The sequence below is a fragment of the Halomonas sp. BL6 genome (assembly GCF_006228115.1).
Taxonomy (GTDB): domain Bacteria; phylum Pseudomonadota; class Gammaproteobacteria; order Pseudomonadales; family Halomonadaceae; genus Vreelandella; species Vreelandella piezotolerans.
In genome coordinates, this window is record NZ_VDGL01000001.1 from 18639 (window position 1) to 42607 (window position 23969).

Sequence of the window (23969 nt, forward strand, 5' to 3'; positions counted from 1 at the left end):
GCATCCTTCAATAATGTGGTGATCAGAGCGTTGATCAGCGGTTGAGCAAGCGCTGGTAGTCGGTGGCCGCGGCGTCGTCACCGCGGGCGAGGGCGACATCGATCGCCAGTTCCAGTGCTGCTGGGTCGGGGCCTGCCAGCTGCAAGTAGTTCTGCAGCGGCGCCCAGGCCTGATCATAATTGCCCTGTGAAATTTCCAGTTCGGCTAACATTAAATACCCGCGGGGGTTGCGCGGGTCGATGCTTTGCGCGCGCTGCAAACGTTCGCGCGCCTTATCCAATTCGTCGATGGCCAAATAGCACTGCCCTAAGTTGGTGAATAGCTGGGCGCGATTGGCGTACTGGGCATCTTGGGATGCCCTTTCTAACTGTTCGCAGGCTTGTGGAAACTGTTCCTGCTGGTACAAAAACGCGGCGTAGTTGTTACGTGCGCGGGTGAACGATGGCTCGGCATCTAGCGCTTGTTCGAAATAACGGTTGGCAAGCTCGCTCTCTCCCTGCTGCTGGTAGACCAGCGCAAGGGCTTGAAGTGCCTCGGGATGACGTGGGTTTAGCTCCAAAGCGCGGTCGAGGGCATTCAGGGCACGAGTCAGGTTATCACGCTCTAAGTAGGCGACGCCAAGCTGGGTATACGCCTCTACCGCAGCGGGATTGGCATCGCTGCGAACGGCCTGACCAGAGGTGGCGCAACCCGCTAGCAGCAGGCTGCCAGCAAGCACGGACAGCATGGGCATCCTGATGGAAATAATGCGCCTGCGGTGACCGATCATCTACGCCCTCTTGTGTCGGGTTGAACCATTGCCATACAGCGGGCGATTGCCAAGCGCCCGGCAAAAAACGTGTCCATCAAAGCGCTGTGTCGGTTGGAAGTCAAGACGACAGCGGTCAGTCAGCGTCGAGCTGTACAGACTGAATGTAGCGTGCGCTGCGCTTGGTACGATCCTTCACGCGGCCCACCAGCTGGCCACAGGCGGCGTCGATATCATCGCCTCGGGTGGTTCGTACGGTGGCGTTGTACTCCAAATCGTAGAGCCACTGTTGAAAGCGCATCACTTGGTTGCGTGACGGCTTCTCGTACCCTGAATGAGGGAACGGGTTGAACGGAATCAGGTTGATCTTGCACGGCAGCTCCTTGAGCAGTGCCGCGAGCTGTTCAGCGTGTTCCTGCTGATCGTTGACGTCTTTGATCAACGTGTATTCGATGGTGACCTGACGATTATCGGGGCACTTGGCCAGGTAGCGGTGGCAGGCGTCCAGCAGCGCACGGATGTTGTACTTACGGTTGATCGGCACCAGCTCGTTGCGCAGCTCATCGGTGGAGGCGTGTAGCGAGATGGCAAGGCTCACATCCAGTTCGTCGCCCAGTTTGTCCATCATCGGCACCACGCCGGAAGTGGAGAGCGTGACGCGGCGCTTGGAGAGTCCGTAACCGTTATCGTCGAGCATCAGCTTCATGGCTGGCACGACGTTATCGAAATTGAGCAGCGGTTCGCCCATGCCCATCATGACCACGTTGGTCACCGGGCGATTGGCGGTATCACGGCGTGGGCCAACGCTGCGTTGGGCGACCCACACTTGGCCGATGATCTCGGCGGCGGTCAAATTACGCTGAAAGCCCTGTTTACCGGTCGAGCAGAAGCTGCAGTCCAGTGAGCAGCCCACCTGGGAAGAGACGCATAGCGTGCGGCGCTTACCGTTTTCGGCAGGAATGAGCACCGTCTCGACGTAGCTGCCATCTTCTACCTCTAACACCCATTTACGCGTGCCGTCGCTAGACGTGCCTTCGTAGACGACGCCTGGACCGCGGATTTCGGCCACCTGGGAGAGCTTGTCGCGCAGGGCCTTCGACAGGTTGGTCATCGCCGTAAAGTCGTCGATGCCCTCCTGATGCATCCATTTCATGACCTGCGTGGCGCGAAATTTCTTTTCGCCGATCGACAAAAAGAACGCTTCCATCTGCTCGCGGGAGAGTCCCAGTAGGTTCTGGCGAGCGGGTGCTGGGTGTTCGGCCGTGGTGTTGTCCGGCGTCGTACGAGTGGCAGGCGTGTGTTGAGCTACGGTGGTGGTCATGGCGGTCAGCGTTCAGGAAGAGGCGGGGGCAAAGCCCCCGCAAAAATGGCCGGCAACGAAGGTTGAAACGGCAGCGCTTGATTTAGCGCGGGCAGATTTCGTCGTTACCGAAGAAGTAGCTAATTTCGCGCTCGGCGCTTTCCGGAGAATCAGAGCCATGGACAGCGTTGGCGTCGATTGTTTCCGCAAAGTCGGCACGGATGGTGCCTGGAGCCGCTTCTTTCGGGTTGGTGGCGCCCATCAACTCACGGTTTTTGGCAATGGCGCCTTCACCTTCCAATACCTGTACCACGACCGGACCGGAGGTCATGAAGCCGACCAGGTCTTTGAAGAAGGGGCGCTCTTTGTGCTCGGCGTAGAAGCCACCAGCCTTGTCTTCCGAGAGGTGCATCATTTTGGCGGCAACGACCTTCAGGCCGGCTTTTTCGAAGCGCGCGATGATGTCGCCAATGGCATTTTTAGCAACGGCATCGGGCTTGATGATGGAAAGAGTACGTTCAGTCGCCATGCAGAAATCTCCTCAAAAGGGATAAAGCAGAAATTGCCGCCTCGGAAAGCCGAGGCGGCGCAGGAAAAAAGGGTCGGCCAATGCCGCCTACTTCACCGGCTGCCGAGTGGCCGCGATTATAGCGCCTCCCGGTGGGGATGAATACCGGTGATATACGCTAGGTCTTTAACGTGCGGCCTAGACCGTGAAGCTTTCACCGCAGCCGCACTGATCTTTGACATTGGGGTTGTTGAAGCGGAAAAAGCGGTTCAAACCTTCGTTGACGTAGTCCACTTCGCTGCCGTCGAGCATTTCGAGCGCCTCGGGAGCGACATACACGCTGGCACCATGTGCCTCGAACCGAACGTCATCTGCTTGGGCTTCATCGGCAAAATCAAGTACGTAGCTGTAGCCAGAGCAGCCGCTGGGTTTGACCGATACGCGAAGGCCCAAACCTTGGCCTCGCTCGTCCAGCACTCGGTGAATCTGTTCTGCCGCTGCGGGCGTAATGTTCAGTGTTGCCATGGAGCGTTCTCCTTTGAGAAATCGTTAGCCGTGCGTCAGCCGTCTAGCGCGCGTTGGCACGTAAGCCGCTCACCGCATGGCGCAGTAGGGTGGCGGCGTGATCGATCTCGGCCTCTTGGGTAAAGCGCCCAATACTGAGTCGTAGCGACGACAGTGCCAGCCGACGGGGCGTACCAATACCCAACAGGACGTAAGAGGGATCGACGCTGGCCGAGTTGCAGGCCGAGCCGGTGGATACCGCTACGTCTCGCAGCGCCATCAACAGGGCCTCGCCATCCACGCCCTCGAAGGCCAGGTTGAGTATGTTAGGGACGACGTGTTCCAGCGGTGAGTTGGAAACGACGCCCTCTAGGTCGGCCAAGCCGCTCAACAAACGCTCGCGTAACGCCGCAATGCGCGTTTGGTCCTCGCCCTGTTGCTGCTGCATGATGGCAAAGGCTTCCCCCATCCCGGCGATCTGATGGGTGGGCAGCGTGCCGGAACGCATGCCGCGCTCATGCCCGCCGCCATGAATCAGGGCTTCGATGCGAATGTCTGGGTGGCGCTTCACGTACAGTGCACCGACGCCTTTGGGGCCGTAGGCCTTATGGCCAGAAAGCGACAGTAAATCGATATGCTGGGCGACCACGTCGAGCGGAATCCGACCCACCGCCTGCGCAGCATCGCTATGAAACGCCGCGCCGAAGTCATGGGCGACCTCTGCCAGAGCAGCGATATCATGGATGCTGCCCAATTCATTATTCACCGCCATCAGCGATACCAGCGCCGTATCATCTCGCATGGCGGCGCGCAGTTGCTCGGGCGTGACCCGACCGTCATGGCCAGGCGTGAGCCAAGTGACTTCGAAGCCTTCGCTTTCAAGGGCCTTGGCGGTATCTACCACCGCTTTATGCTCGATGCACGAGGTGACGAGGTGCATGCCTCGCTCGCGGTTGGCGCGCATGAAGCCGATGAGTGCGAGGTTGTTGGCTTCGGTGGCACCACTGGTCCAGACGATCTCACGCGGGTCGGCGCCGATCATGTCGGCCACTTGACGCCGCGCCTGTTCGACCACCTGCTCGGCTTGCCAACCCAGCATATGACTACGCGAGGCGGGGTTGGCGAACAGTTGATCGACGGTGAGGTAGCGCTGCATGACCTCGGCCACGCGCTCATCGACCGGCGTCGTGGCGGCATAATCGAGATAAATGGGCAGCGAAGGGGTAGCAGTCATCGTCATGGGATCCAGCGTGAAATAAAGGCTTTCAAGGTGAGGAGGCGAGGATGCCAGCCTCGACCCGCTGCTGTTGCCGGGTTGCAATACGAATGACATCTGGACGCTGTATCAACTGCGCCAGGGTAATATCGTCGAGGAAACTGCGAATTTGCCCTGACAGCTCGCACCACAAATGGTGGGTCAAGCAGGTATCGCCCTGCTGGCAGTCGGAAAGCCCCTGACAGCGCGTCGCGTCGACGGTTTCATTGACCGCATCGATCACCTGAGACACGCTGATCGCCTCGGGCGCTCTAGCCAAGAGATAGCCGCCCCCCGGTCCGCGTACGCTGCTGACCAGCCCTGCCCGACGCAGTCTGGCAAACAGCTGCTCTAGGTAGGAGAGGGAAATCTCCTGGCGCTGGGAAATATCGCCCAGGCTGGTGGGGCCGCTTGGAGCGTTGATCGCCAAATCCAGCATGGCGGTAACGGCGTAACGGCCTTTCGTGGTCAAGCGCATGTCAGGTACCTCGTCGCTGAACGTTCAGCGCGCTGGCAGCAAATGTTGCGCCATTATGGAAATCCTGAGTGCTTTGGTCAACTATTGCGCGTCGTGCTGCTCTTGGCCGCCTCGTCGCTACGCTCCTGGGGGGTGCGACGCAAGCCAGGGCAGCCAGTATCGTTCTCCTCCAGAATCTCGGCAAAGTCTTCGTCCCGCAGGGCTGGCAACTGGCCGTCACGGTAGTTAGCGTCCAGCTTGCGCAGCGTGGAGCACATGCGCTCGATACGCTCGTCCACGGCGTGCATATGATCGAGCATCGCCTGCATCGAACGTGCCACTGGGTCGGGCATGTCTTGGCTGACGCCGTAAGCATCGAAGCCAAATTTCTGGCAGATGGCTTCGCGGCGGGCGGGATCGATGTCCAGTGCCTCCTCTACGTCCGGATCCGCGCGCTTGACGATTTTGCCAGGAATACCCACGACGGTTGCCCCCGCCGGCACTTCTTTGGTGACCACGGCATTCGAGCCGATCTTGGCACCGGCTCCTACGGTAAACGGCCCCAGTATTTTGGCGCCGGCACCGACGATGACACCGTCTTCCAGAGTGGGGTGACGCTTGCCTTTGTTCCAGCTCGTGCCGCCCAGCGTCACGCCTTGGTAGAGCGTCACGTTATCGCCGACGCGGGCGGTTTCGCCAATCACGACCCCCATGCCGTGGTCGATGAAAAAGCGTCGCCCGATGGACGCGCCAGGGTGGATTTCGATGCCGGTCAGCCAGCGGGAAAAGGTCGATAGCGTCCGTGCCAACCATTTGAAGTTCTTTTGCCATAGCCAATGGCTGCAGCGGTGCAGCAGCAGGGCGTGCAGGCCGGGGTAGTTGGTCAGCACCTCAAGAAAGTTACGTGCCGCAGGGTCGCGGTCGAAAACGCTATTGATGTCTTCACGCAGGCGTTGAAACATGGGTGATCCTTGGGCGGTGAGGGCGGCAGCACGTCGGTGTTGGCGTGTCATTAGCGCACAGCGACAGTCGACAGTGCGATGTTGGGGCGCGTGAGCACCACTTCAAGTTTAGGTCATCGCCGTTTGACTGGCGCGCGTGTCTAGCCTTGTCATCCTACTTCTCTACGTGTGGCTGGGCGGCTTTCTCAGTGGCCGACAGAATGCCGCGCAGGATGTTCATTTCCATCTTTTCCGGTCGTGACCGTAAATAGAGGCGGCGCAGGCGTGCCATGAGTTGGCGTGGCTGTGCAGGGTCGTGGAACTCGATAGCGATCAGCGTGCGCTCCAGGTGTTCGAAGTAACGCTCGAGCTCCTCGTGGGTCGCCAGCTCGTCCTTGTCATCGGCCATTGCGGGGGCCTCGGATTGGCCAAGCCACGCCATGCGGCACTCGTAAGCCACCACTTGAACGGCCGCAGCGAGGTTGAGCGAGCTGAAATCAGCGTTGGTGGGAATATGCACGTGGGCATGACAGCGCTGCAGCTCGGCATTGGTCAGTCCACTATCTTCACGACCAAACACCAGCGCCACGCGGGCGTTGTCGGCCTGGCACTCGCCCGGCAGGCGCTCGGCAAGCGCCCGTGGAGAGATCATGGGCCAAGGTAGCGTGCGCGAGCGTGCGCTGGCGCCCACGGCCAGGGTGCAGTCGGCCACCGCGTCTTCGAGCGTGGCGTGTACCGTGGCTTGATGCAACAAGTGGTCCGCACCAGAGGCGCGGGAGATGCTGTCTTGGGTGATCACATCACAGCGCGGCGCGACCAGGGCGAGATCCGCCAGCCCCATGTTATGCATAGCGCGTGCGACGCCGCCAATATTGCCAGGGTGGCTGGTACCAATTAGAACGATTCGGATGCGCTCAAGCATAGTAGGCCCGGTTAAAATGGCTAAAACGCGCAGTCTAGCACGAGTCGATGGCATGCCCGAGGGGGCTCTGTTAGAATTGCCCGCCATAAGGCGCATGGCGCCTGCCCCGTTCTTTAACATCACTGTGACAAGGCCCGATCATGAATCCGATGGTCCAATTTACGCTGCGCGCTGCGCGTAGCGCCGTTGAGCACTTTTTACGCGTCCGCGAACGCATCGAAAACGCCCATGAAGAATTCAATCTCGACAGATTGTTAGAAGATACGGCGCGCAAGGCCGAGGCGACCATCGTTCAACAGCTGCAGCGCGGTTATCCGCAGCATGGCTTCTCCGGCCGCTACACCCCCCATAAAGCGGGGGAAGGCGAAGGTGAAGAGATCGTTTGGAAAATCGAACCGCTGCACGGCTACTCTAACCTAGCCGTGGCCGGTAAGGGCTTTGCACTCTCAGTGGTGTGTCTTGTCAAAGGTCGCCCCGAACACGCGGTGGTGATCTCTCCTTTTGGCGACGATGAATACATCGCCAGCCGTGGCCGCGGTGCTCAACACAACGACAAACGGATGCGTGTGAGCAAACCGACCTCGATCCCTGCAACGCGCATGGCGATGAGCCTGCCGGAAGCCTGGCTGCGCCCGAGCCACTTACCCGCTTACTTGACCATTACCCAGCAGCTCGCCCCGCAGGTGGAGTCGCTGCTGGCCACGGGTAGCGGCCTGCTGGACATGTGCGAGCTGGCCGCTGGCCGCGTCGATAGCGTCTTCGTGCTGGGCCTGGAAGAGCAGGACATGCAGGTCGGCACACTGCTGCTGAAAGAAGCGGGCGCCCTCATGGGCACCCCGGACGGCAAGCCATCCGTGGATGTCGAAGGTCAGCTCATGGCGGCAGGCCCGCGCCTTTACAAGGCGCTCATCAAGCAGTTGGCGCCGCACTTCTAGTCATTGGCGGCGCGATGGCGTTGTGTGTGATGGGTGAGTGGTGGATGGTACGTCGTCAATGATAGTAAAAAGGCCCTGCCGGGTGTCCGGCAGGGCCTTTTCGTTGGCGGCTATCCCATGGTTAGGGCAGCTCTTCTTCCTCTTCATCCACTTCTTTCTTGGTAGGAATGAGGTCTTCCCGAGAGAGCTTCAGCGGAATCAGCAGGGCGCCGGAGATATAGATAGACGAGAACGTGCCCACCACGATACCCACTAATAGAGCGATGGCGAAGTTCTCGATCATGTCGCCACCAAGCATTAGTAGCGCCAGCAAGACCAGAACGGTCGTGCCCGATGTCGCCAGCGTGCGTGACAGCGTGGCGTTCAAAGCTTCGTTGAAAATCTGCGGCATGTCGTCGATACGCGAGGTGCGAATCGTCTCGCGGATGCGGTCATACACGACGATGGTGTCGTTCAGCGAGTAGCCGATGACCGCGAGAATCGCCGCCAGCACCGTCAGATCGAAGTCGAGCTGGAACAGAGCAAACACCCCCACGACAATGATGACGTCATGCAGCAAGGCCAACAGGGCACCGAGTGCGAACTTGTACTGGAAGCGAAAGGCTACGTAGAGCATGACCACGCCCAGTGCCACGAGCAGCCCCAGACCGCTCTGGTCGCGAAGCTGATCGCCGACTTGGGCGCCGACGAACTCGGCGCGCACCAGATTGACGCTATCGCCGTTGGCCCGCAGCAGGTTGACGACATCGTTACCCACATCACCATCGAAGGCTTGCTGTAAGCGAATCAGGACTTCCGTCGACGCGCCAAAGGTCTGCACCGACACATCTTGGAAGCCGCTGCTCTCTAGCAGTTGCCGAATGGCATCCAGGGAGGGAGCGGTGCCGTAGCGAACCTCCACCAGGGTGCCGCCCGTGAAGTCCAGCCCCAGGTTGAGCTGCTGGAAGACGATGGCACCGATCGAGACGATCAGCATCACCGCCGAGACGATGAACGCCAGGTTGCGCCGTCCCATGAAGTCGATGCGCAGTTGGGTTAGGGGTTTCATGACCACCTCTTAAATTCTTTGCTGAGCGCGTGTTGTGATCTCATCGATATCAGATCCACAGCTTTTTGACGGGCTTGCCACCGTAGGTCAGATTGACCATGGCACGCGTGACCAGCAGCGCAGTGAACATCGACGTCAAAATGCCGATAGAGAGCGTAACGGCAAAGCCTTTTACCGGGCCGGTGCCAATCGAGAACAGAATCACTGCCACTAGCAAGGTGGTAATGTTGGCATCCACGATCGAGGTAAAGGCACGCTCGTAGCCCGCATAAATGGCCTGCTGAATCGACATGCCGTTACGCAGCTCTTCGCGTATCCGCTCGAAGATCAGCACGTTGGCATCCACCGCCATCCCGAGCGTCAGCACGATACCGGCAATGCCTGGCAGTGTGAGTGTGGCGCCTAGCATCGACATCACCGCGACCAGCAGCGTCAAGTTGAGCGCCAGCGCCACGTTGGCAAACACGCCAAATACTTTGTAACGCACCAGCATGAACAGCACGACCAACAGTAAGCCGATCTGAACCGAGAGCAGGCCGCGTTCGATGTTTTCTGCGCCCAGGCTGGGCCCGATGGTGCGCTCTTGCACGAAGTAGATCGGCGCGGCGAGCGAGCCGGAACGCAGCAGCAGAGCGAGTTCGGCGGCTTCGGTAGGGGAGTCGAGACCAGTGATGCGGAAGCTGTTGCCCAGCGCACTTTGAATGGTCGCCAAGCTGATCAGGCCACGCTCGGTGTAGGGCTCACGAACGATGGTCTCTTCGCCGGTTTCCGGGTCGACTTCGATGCGGTCTTCGCTTTTATGCTCGATGAACAGCACCGCCATGTTGCGCCCGATGTTGGTGCGCGTGGCGCGGTTCATCAGCGTACCGCCGGTGCCGTCCAGGTTGATGTTGACCTGAGGGCGGCCGTTCTCGTCGAAGCTATTACTGGCGCTGGAAACGCTGTCACCGGTGATGATCACATCGCGCATCAGCTCTGCCGAACGAGAGGGATCGTTGCGAAACTCGAAGCGTTCGGTTTCGGCATCCGGTGTATCGTTGCGCGCCTCGAGACGAAATTCGAGGTTGGCCGTCGCACCGACGATCCGCTTGGCGGCCACGGTGTCCTGCACGCCCGGCAGTTCGACCACGATTTGGCTCGGGCCTTGGCGCTGCACCATGGGTTCGGCGACGCCCAGCTCGTTCACCCGGTTACGCAGCGTGGTCAAGTTCTGGTTGATCGCATAGTCCTGGATTTCGTTGACCGTCATGTCGCTTAGCGTCATGACCAGGCTCGAAGCGCGGCCATCCCCTTCGTTGGTGTACTCGAAGTTGGGGAAGTCGCGGCTGATCAAACGGCGGGCGGCGTCGCGGTCTTCGCTGCTGGCGAAGTCGATCGACAGCGAGCGGTCGTCAATGGTGGTGTTGCGGTAGCGAATACGCTCGCTGCGCAGTAACTCACGCATGGCGCTGGCGTTCACTTCGAGGCGTTGGGTCAGCGCCGCCTCCATATCCACTTCCAGCAGGAAGTGAACACCGCCGCGTAAATCGAGGCCCAGCGTCATGGGGGAGGCCGCAAACGCTTGCAGCCACTCAGGGGTGGCATCGGCCAAGTTGAGGGCAACGGTGGCGTTGGGGCCCAGCACGTCGGCGGCGATGTCACGGGCGTCGAGCTGGTCGTCATCGCTCTGTAAACGAATCAGCCACTGACCGTTGGTCTCTTCGACGGCTTTGACGGCGATATCGCTCTCGCTGAGCGCTTCTTCGACACGGGTAATCTGCCGTTCATCCAGGGCGTTGCCTTGTGCATCGCTCACCTGAATGGCGGGATCTGCGGGGAATAGATTGGGAAGCGAGTAGATAAGGCCAACCACCAGGACGACCAGTATCAGCAGATACTTCCACAGGGGGTAACGGTTGAGCATGCAAGCCCTGCCTTCAATTACAAACGGAATCGCTGTGCACAGACAGGCTGCGCACAGCAACGTTCACCATCGACGCTACCATGTCACCCCTGCCGGGGTGGCTGGCACTGGGTCGGCAGGGGGGAGTGCAAGCGTTAGATGGACTTAATGGTGCCTTTAGGCAGTACGGCGGCCACGGCGTTTTTCTGCACGTTGACTTCGGTACCTTCAGAGACTTCCAGGGTCAGGAACTCGTCGCTGACTTTGGTCACGCGGCCAACCAAACCGCCGCCAATCACGACTTCATCGCCCTTGGCAAGGCCCGATACCAACTGCTTGTGCTGCTTGGCACGTTTGGCTTGCGGACGCCACAGCAGGAAGTAAAAGATCAGCACGAAGCCGACCAGCATGACGATTTGCGCGATGCCACCGCCAGCGGCGGCTTCTTGGGCATGGGCTGGTGAGATGAAGAAATCCAGCATTGCAGGGAACTCCTGGGTTAGAACACTCAATGGGTGAGTGGGTCATGCCACCCGCAACGGCGGGCGGCCATAAAAGGATTAGGACTCAGCGCCCGCAAGGGGTGGCACCGGGAGGCCGCGCCTTGCATAGAAGCTTTCCACAAAGGTCGTCAATGTACCCGCTTCGATTGCCGCGCGCAAATCAGCCATCACCCGCTGGTAGTAGCGTAAGTTATGGATCGTATTGAGCATGGAACCGAGCATTTCATTGCAGCGATCCAGGTGATGCAGATAGCCACGGGAGAAGTTCTGACAGGTGTGGCAATCGCACTCTTCATCCAGCGGACGGGTATCGAAACGGTGCTTGGCGTTGCGGATCTTGACGGTGCCTTCGGAGGTGAACAGGTGGCCGTTACGCGCGTTACGCGTGGGCATCACACAGTCGAACATATCCACCCCGCGACGTACGCCTTCGACGAGGTCTTCTGGCTTGCCCACGCCCATCAAGTAACGGGGCGTGTCGTCGGGCATCCAAGTGGGCAGGTAGTCGAGGACCTTGATCATCTCCTCTTTGGGCTCGCCCACCGAGAGGCCGCCAATGGCCAAGCCATCGAAGCCGATCTCCAACAGCCCCTTGAGCGAGCGCTCACGCAGCTCTGGGTGCATGCCGCCCTGGATGATGCCGAACAGGGCAGAGGGCGAGACGCCGTGGGCATCCCGGGAGCGTTTGGCCCACCGCAGCGATAGTTCCATGGATTTTTCGGCCTCTTCGAACGTGGCCGGATAGGGCGTGCACTCGTCGAAGATCATGACGACATCAGAGCCCAGCGAGCGCTGCACCGCCATGGACTCTTCCGGACCCATGAACACTTTGCTGCCGTCCACCGGCGAGCGGAAATGTACGCCCTGCTCGGTGATCTTGCGCATCTCGCCCAGCGAGAACACCTGGAAGCCGCCGGAGTCGGTCAGGATCGGCTTATCCCACTGGGCGAAGTCGTGCAGGTCGCCGTGAGCTTCGATCACCTCGGTGCCGGGGCGTAGCCAGAGATGGAAGGTATTGCCCAGGATGATCTCTGCGCCGATCTCTTTGACCGACTCGGGCGTCATGCCCTTGACCGTGCCGTAGGTGCCGACCGGCATGAACGCAGGGGTTTCCACCGTGCCACGGGGGAAGTGCAAACGGCCACGACGCGCGCGGCCATCCTCGGCTAAGCGCTCGAAGCGCATGAAGCATTCGTTTCGCATCACAATAACTCGTTGTTCAATCGGTAAGCGCGTCGGTTAGCGGGTCAGCAGCATCGCATCGCCGTAGCTGAAGAAGGCGTAGCGCTCTTCAACTGCCGTGCGGTAGGCCTGCATGATGTGCTCATAGCCCGCGAACGCCGATACCAGCATCAATAGGGTGGATTCGGGTAGATGGAAATTGGTAATCAGAGCATCCACGCAGCGCCACTCGTAGCCGGGGTAAATGAAGATGTCGGTATCGCCACTGAACGGCGCTATCTGGCCATCGCTACTTTTCATGCAAGCGCTCTCCAGGCAGCGAACGCTGGTCGTTCCCACGGCGATCACGCGTTTACCGGCGGCTTGCGTCTCGCGAATCTGTTGGCAGGTCGCGTCAGTCACCTCGATCCACTCGCTGTGCATGTGGTGTTCGAGGATGTTATCCACCCGCACCGGCTGGAAGGTGCCCGCACCAACGTGCAGCGTCACGAAAGCACTGTTGATGCCTTTTTCGGCCAGGGCGTCCAGCAGCGGCTGGTCGAAGTGGAGCCCAGCAGTCGGTGCTGCGACGGCCCCGTCTCGGCGAGCGTAGACGGTTTGGTAGCGCTCCCGGTCGCTTAGCTCGTCTTCCCGGGTAATGTAGGGGGGCAGCGGCATATGGCCGTGCTTTTCCAGCAGCGCGATCATCGGCGTGTCGCCTAAAAAGCGCAGCTCGAATAGGGCGTCGCGGCGGCCTTCGACCACGGCGTGGATGTCGCCTTCGAAAATCAGCTCGGTGCCCGGCTTGGGCGACTTGCTCGAACGAAGATGCGCCAGTCCGCGGTGGCTATCCAGCGGACGCTCCAGCAGCATTTCCACCTTACCCCCGCTGGCCTTGTGGCCGTGCAGGCGGGCGGGAATCACTCGGGTGTCGTTGAAGACCAACAGATCGCCGGGTTCCAGCAGGTCCAACAAATCGGGAAAACGGCGGTGGTCCAGCGCGCCGTTTTGGCCATCCACACACAGTAATCGGCAATCGCTGCGCCGTTCGGACGGATAGCGGGCAATCAACTCATCGGGTAGCTCGAAATGGAAATCCGCGCGCTGCATGTGAAAAAAGCTCTTTCAGTGGTCGAACAGGCCGCCTAGGATAGCGCTTTAGGTCGATAAAGTCAGCGATGTGATTGACTTGACGGGCGATCTGCGTATAATTCGCCTCCATTGCCGGTGTGGCGGAATTGGTAGACGCAGCGGATTCAAAATCCGCCGCCTTTACGGGTGTGCCAGTTCGAGTCTGGCCACCGGCACCAACATCAAAGGCCTAGCGTTTATTGCTAGGCCTTTTTTTGTGCCTGCCTCTCAAGCCGTGCTGATGTTTTTGCCCGCGATGCTCTCCTCTAATCGCGGGAAGAACGGGATTACCCCGCCTTATTGCAGGTTTGTTTCCTGCTTTTTTATGAAATACTCGGATCAATTTTTTATGGCTGCTCGTCATCCACGACGGATGAGAGCGCTAAGGCGGTCAACGCCAGACTTACATAAAAACGTTTGGCGCAACGCGCTTGCGAATCTTTAGTGGAGATGTGCTCAATGGCGAAGTCATCAGCCGATATACTTAAGTCAACGCGGCCCGGAGTTATGAGTGGCCATCTGCTCAACGGTGTCAGGGTCAGCCATCAAGAAGCCCAAAGCGACTGGGACTCACTGGCCAATACACGTGACGACGTGGTGCGTATCGACGTTCCGGCTGATCCTCAAGAGCGCATGGCCTTCGTTCGTCGCTGGATGGCCAACAACCAAAAAGCATTGAAGCAAGGGGGGATGGCCGCGACGTTGGTGCTGCCGTTACTCGCACAGCAGGCGCTGGCCGACCAAATGGTCGCCGTCAATGATCTACAAGGGGTGGCGGAAGTGATTCGCCAACCTAACGGTAGTCTAACGCTCATCATGAACAGCGGTCAGCGTATCGACATGGCCGCCGCGGATGTGGCGCTGGAAAACGGCCGTGTCGTCGTCGATATCGATTCGCTGATGGAGCTACTCGGCAATGATAGTGGTCTTCTCGTCCCGCTTAGCCAGCTTCCCGACGTACAAACCTGGGAGCTGTTGCCCGACGGCAATGTCTTGATCACCCGTCCCGACGGCACGCAAATGGTCATCGAGCGCGGTGCGCTGGTCCAGCAGGGCGATCTATTTCTCATCAGCCCTAGCAATGCCCTTCAACAAGGTATTGCCAGCGGCGAAGATTTCGGCAACTTATTATTCGTGCCGAGCGCGTCTTTCGCCAATCAGCCGTCGAGCACCAGCAGCTTCCCGAGTACCGCAAGCAGTAGTAGCGAGCCAGTCAGCTCGTTTGGTGATATTCCCCCCTGGCTGTATGTCGGCGGCGGCGCCATTGCGGTAGGGGCTGCCGCTGCGGGCGGTGGAGGCGGCGGTGGCGGTAGTGATGGTGGTCCTGCCACCATCAGCGGCTATGTGGTCGATGGGTATATTTCCGGGGCCACCGTGACGCGTGCCGTCAACTCGAATCAAGTCACCACGAATGACGATGGCTTCTTCAGTGGTTTGCAGGGCAGCGGTATCTTGACTGCCACTGGTGGTGTGGATATCTCCACAGGGTTGCCGTTTACCGGCGTATTACGGGCACCGGAAGATGCGACGGTGATTACCCCATTGACCACCCTGATGGTGCAGCTCTCGCAACAGTTCGGCTTGAACGATGCTGATGCCCAAACGGCGATCAAAACGGCGCTTGGCCTCGACCAGCGAATCGATCTGATGACGACAGATCCGTTGGCAGAGGCATCGCCTAATCTGGATCTGCTCATTGCGGGTGTCAAAGTGGCGAGCCTGTTGGCCATGGCGGCCACGGCAGGGATTAGCAGTGCCGATGCGCTCTCGCGGCTGGGAACTGCCTTCAATCAAGCGAGCGACGCTGGCCGGGAGTTGACCAATCAGGAAATGGCCGATGCGTTGGACCTTCCTTCCATTGCTGGCCAAGTAAAGCAGGCACTGGACGCCATCGATAACGCCAGTGACGGCCTTAATATCGATGCCTATCGAGACGGCAACAATAACCCGCTTCGGGACGCGCAGAGAGATGCTCAAGACCCGAATAGCGACCTTTCTGACACGATCGGTACCCGTGCTGAGGTACCTTATCTAACGCTACAACAAGCAGTGGCGCTGGCGGCCAATGACGAACTGCCAGCGAACTACTTGATCAACCCCAATCAGCCGTTTGCGGCAGGCACGTTGGGGTTGACGGCTGCAGGCAACCAGCTGGCGCTGGTCGAAACCGTGCTGGCGGGCGACTTCGATGTGGCGACTGCCCCCATTGCATTAGGCGATATTTATACGTGGTCGATTCGCGCGGATGCCGAAGATGTGTTGGTGAGCGGTGGTCTAGGTCGCCCTGAGGTCGTTGGGGCGCAAAGCGTGACGCTCACTAACACCACCATCCGTCCGGATCAGTTCGCTGATCTCAATACCTTGGATAATTTCGATCTGGGCAGCACGGTCGTGCCGTACACGTTGGAACAAGCGTTGGCGACCGACGTAATGCCTGCTAACTACACGCTCAACCCAAGTAGGCCTTTCTCCGCGGGTGACTTAACCGTGCGCGAGGCTGCTGAGTTGATCGATAGCACGCGTGTGCTACTGGATCTAGCCCAAAACACTGACAGCGACAATCTCACCCGTGATCTGCTCCTAGAGTGGAATATCGTCGATAGCCTTGCCACGATTTTAGGAACGCCCTCCGCACGCCCACAAATTGCCGAAGCCAATAGCATCAGCGTGACGGAAGCGATCATTACCCCTGCGCAGTTCGTACAGCTCAATGCGTTGCCTAACTTCGTGCTCGGCGAGACCGAGGTCGATTACACGCTGGCCGAAGCGCTGGCTGCCGATCCTCTCGCCAGCAACTACATCATCGACCTTCAGGCAGTGCTGAACGCAGGCACGGTCACCGTGGCCGAGGCAGAAACCGCATTCGCCGACGTTAGCCGGGTATTGGAAGGCGCTAACAACCAGCCGCCACTTACGCTGTTCGAGTGGGTCATTCGCGATGACGTTGGTTTGATAATCGCTGATTTAGTCCAAGGCCACGTGATCGAAGCCAACCAAGTATCAGCGAAAGATCGAGTGATTACGTCCGCTCAATTCGACCAGCTCAACACGCTGGACAACTTCGAGCTGGGTACGACCATCGTTCGCTATACGCTGGAAAACGCCGTCAATGCAGATGCGCTAGCCGCCAATTACGACATCGACACCACCGTGCCCTTTGAAGCTGGTGAGGTCAGCGTCGACGCCGCCGCCACAAGGCTGGCAGCGGTAGAACGAATCCTCGATGGCGCCCTTAACACTCAAACACCCAACGCCGATGCGCTGTTCAACTGGACTGTCGTCGACAGTGCCTCCGCCATTCTCGCGGCGGGTAACGTTCCTCATCTCACTCGAGCAGATGCAGTCAACGTTAGTGACGACATCATTACGATTGCGCAGTTCGAAGCGCTAAGCACAGCGGATTTCAACTACATTCGCCTCGGTGAGCTAGTGGAATACACGTTGGCTAACGCCATCTCTGTCATCGATGCTGGCAATGGCCCCCTGGTTGCCGACTATGTGATCGACCTGGAAACATCGTTCAACGACGTTTGGACAGTCGCCCAGGGAGCGAGCTATTTCGCCATTATCGCGGGTGCAGAGAACCGGACTGCGCTACTCGGCAGCGATGCAGTGGTGTGGCAGGTCGAAGACAGCATTGGCAACCTGCTCAACGGAATCAGTAACGTTAACGCGGGTGATACTGCGTTTGGCGACGATGCTGTTGTGAACGCCCAAACGGTGCGTGTGACAGGTACCACCATCACTCAAGCTCAGTATGAACAGTTGCTTGAAGTGTTAGGGAATACGCTGCGCTTAGATGCAGGGGAAGACGCAGTCAAAACTACTGTCACCTATGCGAACCTGCAAGCCGCAGTGGGTGCCGAGGCCGAGGGTGAGCTCGCTCCCAGTGAGTTTTACTCCATTACAGGCAACACGCCCTATACAAACCCCAATGGCCCATTAAGTGTCACCAATGCGCTGACGGATATTGAAGCCGTCAAGAACATTCTTGAGGGCTCTACCAACCGCAATGCCGCCAATTTTGAAGCTTTTTATAATTGGAATATCACCGACTCTGCTAGCAACATTCTTGCTGTCATTGAGAGCAGTACAAGCGGCATTCCAGAAGTACTTGAAGGCGCAGATAGTATCTTTGCGGCCAATGGTGGTGCAGATGGCAATATTCTAGCCGCTGAGTACGACGCCTTGGTCAATGGCCTGGGTGAAGGCGGTTTTGATTATAACTTAGTGGTGTACACGTTAGCTTACGTGTTCGATAACACAGACAACAGTTTTGCGGCTCCAGGCGACTTGGCCAACGACTACTTCTTCTCTGAAGATCAGTTCGATATAAACGAGGGTTTGGGCGTTGACAGCGAAATTGATATAGCAACTGCTGAAGCGTATATTAGCGATGTAAGGGATTTGATTGCAGGAAGTGTGCCTGAATATAGGGGAGTGGAGTTAACGGCGATCTATCAGTGGTCTGTTGTTGATAGTTTTGCGGCTATTAACGCTGATCTAAATAGAGAAGTGTTGGTAGAAGCTTACAGAATCAGGTTGACGGATGCAGCCATTACGTCTGCTGATTATGAAAGCTTAGTAAATGCCTATACCCTCGTCGAAGGTAATAATCCTGCTTCTGAAGGATTCGTGTTAGGGGAAACAGTTGTCGAATACACTGACATGTCTGATGCAGTGCGTGCGGTAAAATCTGATATTTTAGCGCCCGTAGATAGTTTTATTTTGGTTGATAGTAGTACGCCTCACGTTGCCGGGCAGCTATCTGTGCAAGATGCTGCTGCAGAGTTGACAGATGTGCGAACGGTTCTAAACGGAGCGTCTGGTCTCGAAAATAACGATGGCAACGTTCAGGCATTATTCGATTGGACGGTTAATGATTCCGCCAGCAATATTATACAGGCAATCAATCAGGCTCATGTCTTATTGGCAGATAGTGTCACTGTTACGAATGATCAAATTACGTTTGCGCAATACCAATCGTTAATTGCGCTAAATAATTATGACTATCAGTCAGATCCGGTTGAAGTGCTTTATACCATCCAGCAAGCTTTGGGCGTGTTGGAGGCGGGTGAGTCGCTTGATAAGTCAGGCGGAGGCGACGATGTCAGTTATGCTATCGTTGTGCCTCAAACTCCTTTTGATGCGGGGGTATTAGATGTTCAAGGTGCTCAAGCATTAGTGCAAAACACTAACACGGCAATTGATGGCGCGCGCAATAGTGATCAGTTACAGCTTGATAATTTAATCAGTTGGTCTATTCGAGACGTGGCGTCAGTACTGCTTGAGTTAGTGAACTCAAGTGAAGAATGGCTGAGTGGTGCTGATGTTGTTTATGCTAATCTTGATGAGGGTGATGATTTCCTAACATTTAGCGATTACTTGTCTTTAACAGGTTCTAATGCTTTTAACTTTGATGTCGATGACACTCCTGTACAGTTTAGTCTAACTTCTTTGATAGTCAGTGGTGATCGCGAGCCCACTGAGTTTTATTATGTTAATGAGAGTGCGAGTTTAGTAGACTTAGAAGATGTGACGGTTTCGGAAGCTAGGGCCGATATCGCTTCTATTAGGATGTTCTTAGATGGCGCTATTAATCAGCCTGATGGCGGTGGGCAATGGAGTTTGCGCGATTTTGCAATTTGGAATATCGTAGATGCTCCTAGCAGTATCATTAACGCTATCGGGACGAATGTGGTCACGCTTGCTGAGAGCGTTAAGTTAGTGGAGAACTCTGGCGTGACCGAAGCACAGTATTTGGAGCTTCGTGATTTAGAGAACTTTGTTTTTGATAACGTATACACCCTTGAGGAAGCACTGTCAGGAGCAGATGTCAGTGGTGATTATGTCATTAACAAAGATGTGCCTGCCGTCTATGATTGGCTGTCGATTGGTCAGGCTGAAGAAATAAGGAGTGACATTGAAAGCATCATCAATGGCGCTATCAATCAAAGCGATTTTAGTGGTGGAATCACTGATATTTTTGAGTGGCAGATACAGGATGAATTAGAGGCGGTTATAGCCGAAGAACAAAGCTTTGTCGTCCAAAATGCTTCTCAAATTAGATTGACTGATAATACTATTACCATTAACGAAGATGAGGATGCGCGCGCTTTATTTAATAATCGCTATCAGCCAATCGACGGCCAAGTAGTCGACTCTGGCGAGCCTAGAGAGTTACCCTCAGACTTAGTGGAGGGCACGCCTTATCTCATTACCAACTTCACTACAGGTGCGGCAGGTGATGCCTTGCGAATTGGGGATGAGGCGACAGAAATTCCGGGCCTACGAGGTGGGGTTAGTGCTGACTTCGCCAAATATGATGATGCTCAAGCATTTCGGCAAGATGTGAATGATGGTGTAGACAATATTGCCTTTGCTGTATTTACCACCGCTCAGTTTTTCGGCGGCACTGCCAGCTGGTTAGCAGATTTGGGATTAATCGATGGCAACGTGGTTTATCTCTTAGCTGGCAACGGTGATACGGACGAGATCAATGATGATGCTCAACTATTCCGCGTAGAGGATACGGGCGATGTGTTTGATACGCAGTTGCTCGCCAGCTTCGAAAACCTAGACCTCAATAACTTCTTGGATGAGAACTGGAACACGAATTACACCTAATGCATGAGGAGACAACCCCCGGCAGCCGCATGGCTGTCGGGGGTTGCTATATTTTCTACACCACCACGTCTGCCTGGTAACGCTGAGCCGCCCCTATCTATTGTTGAATGCCGCCAAGCGTCGTATAAAGGCGGTGCTTTATGGCATATCAACGCAATAACATACCCCTCTTCGCGGGAGATACCCCCATGGGCGTGACCTATCACGAAAGCAATGCGCGTATGAGCCAAGTGGCCATTCATAACGGTACCGTCTACCTCGCGGGCCAAGTGCCGGCGGATGCCACGGTGGGCATGCGTGGGCAAACCGAGCAGGTGTTGGCGCGTATCGATGAGCTGCTGGCGCAAGCGGGCACCTCGAAAGAGCACTTGATCTCTGCCCAGGTGTGGGTCACCGACATGGCCGAGTTCGCAGAAATGAACGAAGCGTGGGAAGCCTGGGTAGTGCCGGGTCGCCCGCCGGTGCGCGCCGCGTTGGAAGCCAAGCTGGCCAAGCCCGAGTGGAAAGTGGAGATCATGGTCATCGCGGCACTGCCCGACGCCTGATCGGTTATCTCAAGGCAGTAGCGAGGGGGCGTTAACCAAGCGTTAACGCCCCCTCGCTTTTTATTCCGCGATCGTTTTATAGTGAAGCCTTCTTCTCACACTTCCCGAACGGTACGGTCATGTCCCAGTTCGAGCTGCATAGCCGCAACCTAGCGCAAGAACAGGTGGCACACACTCACGATTTTCACCAGTTGATACTGGCGACGTGTGGCGTGACTGAACTCTCCATGGAAGGCCAAGGGGAGCGGGTGACCGCTCGTCGAGGCTGCCTGATCCCCTCGGCCCGCCATCATGAGTACCAAGGCGATGGCAGCAATCGAACGCTGGTGCTGGATATTCCCGTACAGCACTTGGCCACGCTGGAAAAAGGCAGTGAGATCGAGCGCTTATTCGATAAGCCGCGCTTCTTTACCGTACCCCCCGCCCTGAATCAACTGACTCATGCGCTGGCGCATCAGCTGGATCAGTGCCCGGCGCTGCAAAACGAAATTGCCGTTCTGCTGCTGCGGGCCCTCTATATGTACCTGCAGGATGCGCCAAAACAGACGGCTGACCAGCTTGGGGTGCGCTGTATCAGCGAACGGCTCGACTTAGAGCGCCTGGATGCCTGGCTAGACCAACATCTGGCAGATGACATACGTGTCGAGCAGTTAGCGGCGCTGTGTGCGTTGAGCCCTGGGCACTTCCATAGCTGTTTTCGAGAGCTCACCGGGATAACGCCGCTGGCCTATGTGCAGCGCAGGCGGCTAGAGCATGCGCGCACGCTGGTACGACATAGCGCGCTGAGCCTTGGTCATATTGCCATGCTGGTGGGTTTTCGCGATCAGGGCAGTTTTTCCCGCGCCTATCGGCGTTACTTCGAGATTTCCCCCTCATCTGACCGCTAATGGCTGACGTCCCTGTCTGCCTGACTTGCGGGCAAATTTACCCGAGTTTCGGGCAAGCACACGCCAAGGCATCGTCGTAGTCTCAAGAGGAACCCCACCTTCCTTGGAGAGACCCCATGGGCGTGACCTATCAAGACAGCAACCTCCGCATGAGCCAAGTCGCCGTGCATAACGGCACGGTCTATCTCGCAGGCCAAGTACCCTCGGATGCCACCGCCGATATGCGCGGACAAACGGAGCAGGTGTTAGCACGTATCGACCAACTGCTGGCCCAGGCAGGCACCTCTAAAGAGCAGTTGATCTCGGCGCAAATCTGGGTCACCAGCATGGCGGAATTCGACCAAATGAACCAAGCCTGGGATGCCTGGGTCGTGCCTGGTCGCCCACCGGTGCGTGCTGCGGTAGAAGCCAAATTGGCCAAGCCCGAGTGGAAGGTGGAAATCATGGTCATCGCTGCGCTGCCGGAGGCTTGATATGCAGGTCGTTTCGGCAGCGGAAGTCGCACAGCATCTCACTTGGCAGGGCGTCATCGACCGTTTGCGGCATACCTTTGTGAACGGAGTGGAGTCACCACCGCGCCACCATCACGCCATGCACCGGCCCGACGGCGAAGCCACCATGCTGCTGATGCCCGCCTGGGAAGCTGCTGGCTATATCGGTGTGAAGATGGTCAACGTGTTTCCGCAAAACGCCGAGCACGGTGTTCCGGCTATTTCGGGGCTTTACTTGCTCAGCGAAGGCAAACACGGCCAGCCGTTGGCGTGTATCGATGGCAGCGAACTAACCCGCCGCCGTACCGCCGCCGCCTCGGCGCTGGCGGCTCAAGCATTGGCCAATGAAGATGCCGACACCCTGCTGGTGGTGGGTACCGGCAAACTGGCCCCGATGGTGATCGAAGCCCACGCCAGCGTGCGCCCCATCAAACGGGTGCTGATATGGGGCCGTAACCCCAATAAAGCCGCCGCGATTGCCGAGGAGTACGCAGACCGCTTTGCTACTCAGGTGGTAGACGCGTTACCCGACGCTGTCGCGGAGGCCGATATCATCAGCTGTGTGACGCTCTCCACCCAACCGATCATCAAAGGCGAATGGCTCACGCCGGGTACGCACGTGGATTTAATCGGCGCGTTTCGCCCACAAATGCGCGAAACCGATGCTGCGTGTTTAGGCCGTGCGCAGGTGTTCGTAGACACCTACGCAGGCGCAAAAGGCGAAGCGGGGGATATTCTGCAGGCCATCGAGGAGGGCGCTTTTCAGTTTGACGCCATTCAAGCGGAGCTGGCCGAGGTGCTGTCCGGGGCCAAACCAGGGCGCTCGGGTAAAGAGGCCATCACGCTGTTTAAATCCGTAGGCGCCTCTCTTGAGGATCTCGCCGCCGCCATCGAACTATGGGAGTCACTGCCCAAGCATCATTCATAAAACCACGCTGCAGGCCTGGCCAGACAACAACAATAAAGGCCGCTACGCCACAGCACTGCAACGCCAGTCATAACGAAGACCATCAATAACCAAAACGAGGTGTGTTATGAACGCTAAGCGCTCTTTACTCTTCACTGCCCTAGCAGCCCTCCCGCTGGCCATTGCCAGCAACACGGCCCAGGCCCAATCTTATGAAATGGTGATTGCGACCCAACTTCCGGAGGATATGAGCAACAACGAAATCTATCCGGCGCTGGTGCATTTTAAGAATCTCGTGGAAGCCCGCACCGATGGCGATCTCGAAGTGACGATCTTCGGCGGCGGCCAGCTCGGCTCTGAAGTAGAAAATGGCTCGGAAGTGCAGGGTGGCCGTACGTTACAGTCCACCATCATGTCTGCCGGGGCCATGTCGTCGTTCTATGGCGACTACCAAGCGGTGACCGCGCCGTTCCTCTTTACCAGCTGGCGGCAGGCGTGGACGTTCTTCGATAGCGAGTGGTTTGCCGACTTTATGTCGGGCACCGTGGAGGCCGCAAACATGCGCTATCTAGGTACCTTCGATGACGGCGGCGGCTTCGTGGCTTTCACCAACAACGTCCGCTTGATCGAGACCCTGGAAGACCTAGAAGGGCTCAATATTCGTACTGAAGAGAACCCGGCCCACGTTGCCATCATGCGCTCGCTAGGCGCCTCCGCGACGCCACTGCCCTGGGGCGAGCTGATCACCGCACTGGAAACCGGATTAGCCGATGGCCAGTTCAACGCGCCGGTGCTCAATACCACGTTCAACTTCGATGCGGTGACCGACTACACCACGCTCACCGGGCATGTGTATAACAGCGCGCCCTGGATGGTGAGCGAGTCCTGGTACCAATCGCTGCCGGAATCCCATCAGCAGGCGGTGATTAGCTCGGCACGGGAGGCTATTCAGCTCAGCCACGGCATGTCGGGCGCCCTTGCCACCGCCAGTTGGGTCGAGTCATGCGAGCGTTTCGAGGCCTGCTATCTGATGCCCGATGCCGAACGTGAGCGCATGGCCGAGATTGCCCGCCCCGCCTGGCAGGAGTGGATCGTCAATGACTTCGGAATGGACGAAGCGCGTGTGCAGGGCCTGTTGGATGAGGTCGAACGCGTGGGCCAGCAGCTAGCGGAAGATGACCTGCGAATTTACGGACAATAACGGTAATCAACGCTGG

20 protein-coding genes and 1 tRNA gene are annotated in these 23969 nt (G+C 57.6%); 8 read left to right on the plus strand and 13 right to left on the minus strand.

Annotated features, from left to right (window positions below; genetic code table 11):
• Positions 1-34: 34 nt before the first annotated feature.
• From pilW to FHJ80_RS00140, 8 genes are all read right to left on the minus strand, one after another.
• Positions 35-769: a type IV pilus biogenesis/stability protein PilW gene (pilW, locus tag FHJ80_RS00105; protein ID WP_139525053.1), complete on the minus strand. Its 735-nt coding sequence runs from the start codon at positions 767-769 to the stop codon at positions 35-37.
• A 115-nt stretch (positions 770-884) separates the two neighbouring features.
• Entirely contained in the window at positions 885-2069 is a 1185-nt protein-coding gene (rlmN, locus tag FHJ80_RS00110) for a 23S rRNA (adenine(2503)-C(2))-methyltransferase RlmN (protein ID WP_139525054.1), read from the minus strand.
• 82 nt (positions 2070-2151) lie between these two features.
• Positions 2152-2577 (minus strand): nucleoside-diphosphate kinase, encoded by a 426-nt coding sequence (gene ndk / locus FHJ80_RS00115; RefSeq protein WP_139525055.1) that lies wholly within the window; start codon positions 2575-2577, stop codon positions 2152-2154.
• A gap of 177 nt (positions 2578-2754) precedes the next feature.
• The gene (locus tag FHJ80_RS00120) at positions 2755-3081 is read right to left on the minus strand and encodes an iron-sulfur cluster assembly accessory protein (RefSeq protein WP_139525056.1); all 327 of its coding nucleotides are present in this window, start codon (positions 3079-3081) and stop codon (positions 2755-2757) included.
• A gap of 43 nt (positions 3082-3124) precedes the next feature.
• Positions 3125-4294 carry an aminotransferase class V-fold PLP-dependent enzyme gene (locus FHJ80_RS00125; protein WP_139525057.1) on the minus strand — a complete coding sequence of 390 codons (1170 nt, stop codon included), beginning with the start codon at positions 4292-4294 and terminating at the stop codon, positions 3125-3127.
• 31 nt (positions 4295-4325) lie between these two features.
• Entirely contained in the window at positions 4326-4793 is a 468-nt protein-coding gene (iscR, locus tag FHJ80_RS00130; protein WP_139525058.1) for a Fe-S cluster assembly transcriptional regulator IscR, read from the minus strand.
• 77 nt (positions 4794-4870) lie between these two features.
• A complete protein-coding gene (cysE, locus tag FHJ80_RS00135) occupies positions 4871-5785 on the minus strand; it encodes a serine O-acetyltransferase (protein WP_331250811.1) in 915 nt (304 codons plus the stop codon).
• Between the two features lie 103 nt (positions 5786-5888).
• Positions 5889-6635, minus strand: coding sequence for an RNA methyltransferase (locus FHJ80_RS00140; protein WP_139525060.1), 747 nt, complete (start codon positions 6633-6635; stop codon positions 5889-5891).
• Positions 6636-6775: 140 nt separating this feature from the next.
• On the opposite strand from FHJ80_RS00140, the gene FHJ80_RS00145 reads away from it, so the two are divergent.
• The gene (locus FHJ80_RS00145; protein WP_139525061.1) at positions 6776-7570 is read left to right on the plus strand and encodes an inositol monophosphatase family protein; all 795 of its coding nucleotides are present in this window, start codon (positions 6776-6778) and stop codon (positions 7568-7570) included.
• A 121-nt stretch (positions 7571-7691) separates the two neighbouring features.
• On the opposite strand, the gene secF is transcribed toward FHJ80_RS00145, so the two are convergent.
• The 5 genes from secF to queA form a co-directional block, all read right to left on the minus strand.
• Entirely contained in the window at positions 7692-8618 is a 927-nt protein-coding gene (gene secF, locus FHJ80_RS00150) for a protein translocase subunit SecF (RefSeq protein ID WP_139525062.1), read from the minus strand.
• A 49-nt stretch (positions 8619-8667) separates the two neighbouring features.
• Positions 8668-10521, minus strand: coding sequence for a protein translocase subunit SecD (gene secD, locus FHJ80_RS00155; RefSeq protein WP_139525063.1), 1854 nt, complete (start codon positions 10519-10521; stop codon positions 8668-8670).
• 134 nt (positions 10522-10655) lie between these two features.
• The gene (gene yajC / locus FHJ80_RS00160; protein WP_044628915.1) at positions 10656-10982 is read right to left on the minus strand and encodes a preprotein translocase subunit YajC; all 327 of its coding nucleotides are present in this window, start codon (positions 10980-10982) and stop codon (positions 10656-10658) included.
• Between the two features lie 78 nt (positions 10983-11060).
• On the minus strand, positions 11061-12206 hold the full coding sequence (gene tgt, locus FHJ80_RS00165; RefSeq protein ID WP_176558193.1) for a tRNA guanosine(34) transglycosylase Tgt: 1146 nt from the start codon (positions 12204-12206) through the stop codon (positions 11061-11063).
• A gap of 36 nt (positions 12207-12242) precedes the next feature.
• Positions 12243-13274 (minus strand): tRNA preQ1(34) S-adenosylmethionine ribosyltransferase-isomerase QueA, encoded by a 1032-nt coding sequence (gene queA / locus FHJ80_RS00170; RefSeq protein WP_139525064.1) that lies wholly within the window; start codon positions 13272-13274, stop codon positions 12243-12245.
• 113 nt (positions 13275-13387) lie between these two features.
• On the opposite strand from queA, the gene FHJ80_RS00175 reads away from it, so the two are divergent.
• The 7 genes from FHJ80_RS00175 to dctP all read left to right on the plus strand — a co-directional run bounded on the left by FHJ80_RS00175 (position 13388) and on the right by dctP (position 23953).
• Positions 13388-13474: transfer RNA gene (locus tag FHJ80_RS00175), tRNA-Leu, on the plus strand.
• Positions 13475-13754: 280 nt separating this feature from the next.
• Entirely contained in the window at positions 13755-19922 is a 6168-nt protein-coding gene (locus FHJ80_RS00180; protein WP_139525065.1) for a calcium-binding protein, read from the plus strand.
• Between the two features lie 188 nt (positions 19923-20110).
• Positions 20111-20467: a RidA family protein gene (locus FHJ80_RS00185; RefSeq protein WP_016914906.1), complete on the plus strand. Its 357-nt coding sequence runs from the start codon at positions 20111-20113 to the stop codon at positions 20465-20467.
• A gap of 119 nt (positions 20468-20586) precedes the next feature.
• Positions 20587-21354, plus strand: a complete 768-nt coding sequence (locus FHJ80_RS00190) for an AraC family transcriptional regulator (protein WP_139525066.1) — start codon at positions 20587-20589, stop codon at positions 21352-21354.
• 116 nt (positions 21355-21470) lie between these two features.
• On the plus strand, positions 21471-21827 hold the full coding sequence (locus FHJ80_RS00195) for a RidA family protein (protein WP_139525067.1): 357 nt from the start codon (positions 21471-21473) through the stop codon (positions 21825-21827).
• A 1-nt stretch (position 21828) separates the two neighbouring features.
• Entirely contained in the window at positions 21829-22773 is a 945-nt protein-coding gene (locus FHJ80_RS00200; protein WP_139525068.1) for an ornithine cyclodeaminase family protein, read from the plus strand.
• A gap of 106 nt (positions 22774-22879) precedes the next feature.
• On the plus strand, positions 22880-23953 hold the full coding sequence (dctP, locus tag FHJ80_RS00205) for a TRAP transporter substrate-binding protein DctP (RefSeq protein WP_139525069.1): 1074 nt from the start codon (positions 22880-22882) through the stop codon (positions 23951-23953).
• Positions 23954-23969: the final 16 nt, after the last annotated feature.

What these genes read in the sequence shown, in the direction of transcription:
- pilW (WP_139525053.1), bottom strand. Translation starts at nt 769, where the DNA reads ATGATCGGTCACCGCAGGCGCATTATTTCCATCAGGATGCCCATGCTG.
- rlmN (WP_139525054.1), bottom strand. Translation starts at nt 2,069, where the DNA reads ATGACCACCACCGTAGCTCAACACACGCCTGCCACTCGTACGACGCCG.
- ndk (WP_139525055.1), bottom strand. Translation starts at nt 2,577, where the DNA reads ATGGCGACTGAACGTACTCTTTCCATCATCAAGCCCGATGCCGTTGCT.
- FHJ80_RS00120 (WP_139525056.1), bottom strand. Translation starts at nt 3,081, where the DNA reads ATGGCAACACTGAACATTACGCCCGCAGCGGCAGAACAGATTCACCGA.
- FHJ80_RS00125 (WP_139525057.1), bottom strand. Translation starts at nt 4,294, where the DNA reads ATGACTGCTACCCCTTCGCTGCCCATTTATCTCGATTATGCCGCCACG.
- iscR (WP_139525058.1), bottom strand. Translation starts at nt 4,793, where the DNA reads ATGCGCTTGACCACGAAAGGCCGTTACGCCGTTACCGCCATGCTGGAT.
- cysE (WP_331250811.1), bottom strand. Translation starts at nt 5,785, where the DNA reads ATGACACGCCAACACCGACGTGCTGCCGCCCTCACCGCCCAAGGATCA.
- FHJ80_RS00140 (WP_139525060.1), bottom strand. Translation starts at nt 6,635, where the DNA reads ATGCTTGAGCGCATCCGAATCGTTCTAATTGGTACCAGCCACCCTGGC.
- FHJ80_RS00145 (WP_139525061.1), top strand. Translation starts at nt 6,776, where the DNA reads ATGAATCCGATGGTCCAATTTACGCTGCGCGCTGCGCGTAGCGCCGTT.
- secF (WP_139525062.1), bottom strand. Translation starts at nt 8,618, where the DNA reads ATGAAACCCCTAACCCAACTGCGCATCGACTTCATGGGACGGCGCAAC.
- secD (WP_139525063.1), bottom strand. Translation starts at nt 10,521, where the DNA reads ATGCTCAACCGTTACCCCCTGTGGAAGTATCTGCTGATACTGGTCGTC.
- yajC (WP_044628915.1), bottom strand. Translation starts at nt 10,982, where the DNA reads ATGCTGGATTTCTTCATCTCACCAGCCCATGCCCAAGAAGCCGCCGCT.
- tgt (WP_176558193.1), bottom strand. Translation starts at nt 12,206, where the DNA reads ATGCGAAACGAATGCTTCATGCGCTTCGAGCGCTTAGCCGAGGATGGC.
- queA (WP_139525064.1), bottom strand. Translation starts at nt 13,274, where the DNA reads ATGCAGCGCGCGGATTTCCATTTCGAGCTACCCGATGAGTTGATTGCC.
- FHJ80_RS00180 (WP_139525065.1), top strand. Translation starts at nt 13,755, where the DNA reads ATGGCGAAGTCATCAGCCGATATACTTAAGTCAACGCGGCCCGGAGTT.
- FHJ80_RS00185 (WP_016914906.1), top strand. Translation starts at nt 20,111, where the DNA reads ATGGGCGTGACCTATCACGAAAGCAATGCGCGTATGAGCCAAGTGGCC.
- FHJ80_RS00190 (WP_139525066.1), top strand. Translation starts at nt 20,587, where the DNA reads ATGTCCCAGTTCGAGCTGCATAGCCGCAACCTAGCGCAAGAACAGGTG.
- FHJ80_RS00195 (WP_139525067.1), top strand. Translation starts at nt 21,471, where the DNA reads ATGGGCGTGACCTATCAAGACAGCAACCTCCGCATGAGCCAAGTCGCC.
- FHJ80_RS00200 (WP_139525068.1), top strand. Translation starts at nt 21,829, where the DNA reads ATGCAGGTCGTTTCGGCAGCGGAAGTCGCACAGCATCTCACTTGGCAG.
- dctP (WP_139525069.1), top strand. Translation starts at nt 22,880, where the DNA reads ATGAACGCTAAGCGCTCTTTACTCTTCACTGCCCTAGCAGCCCTCCCG.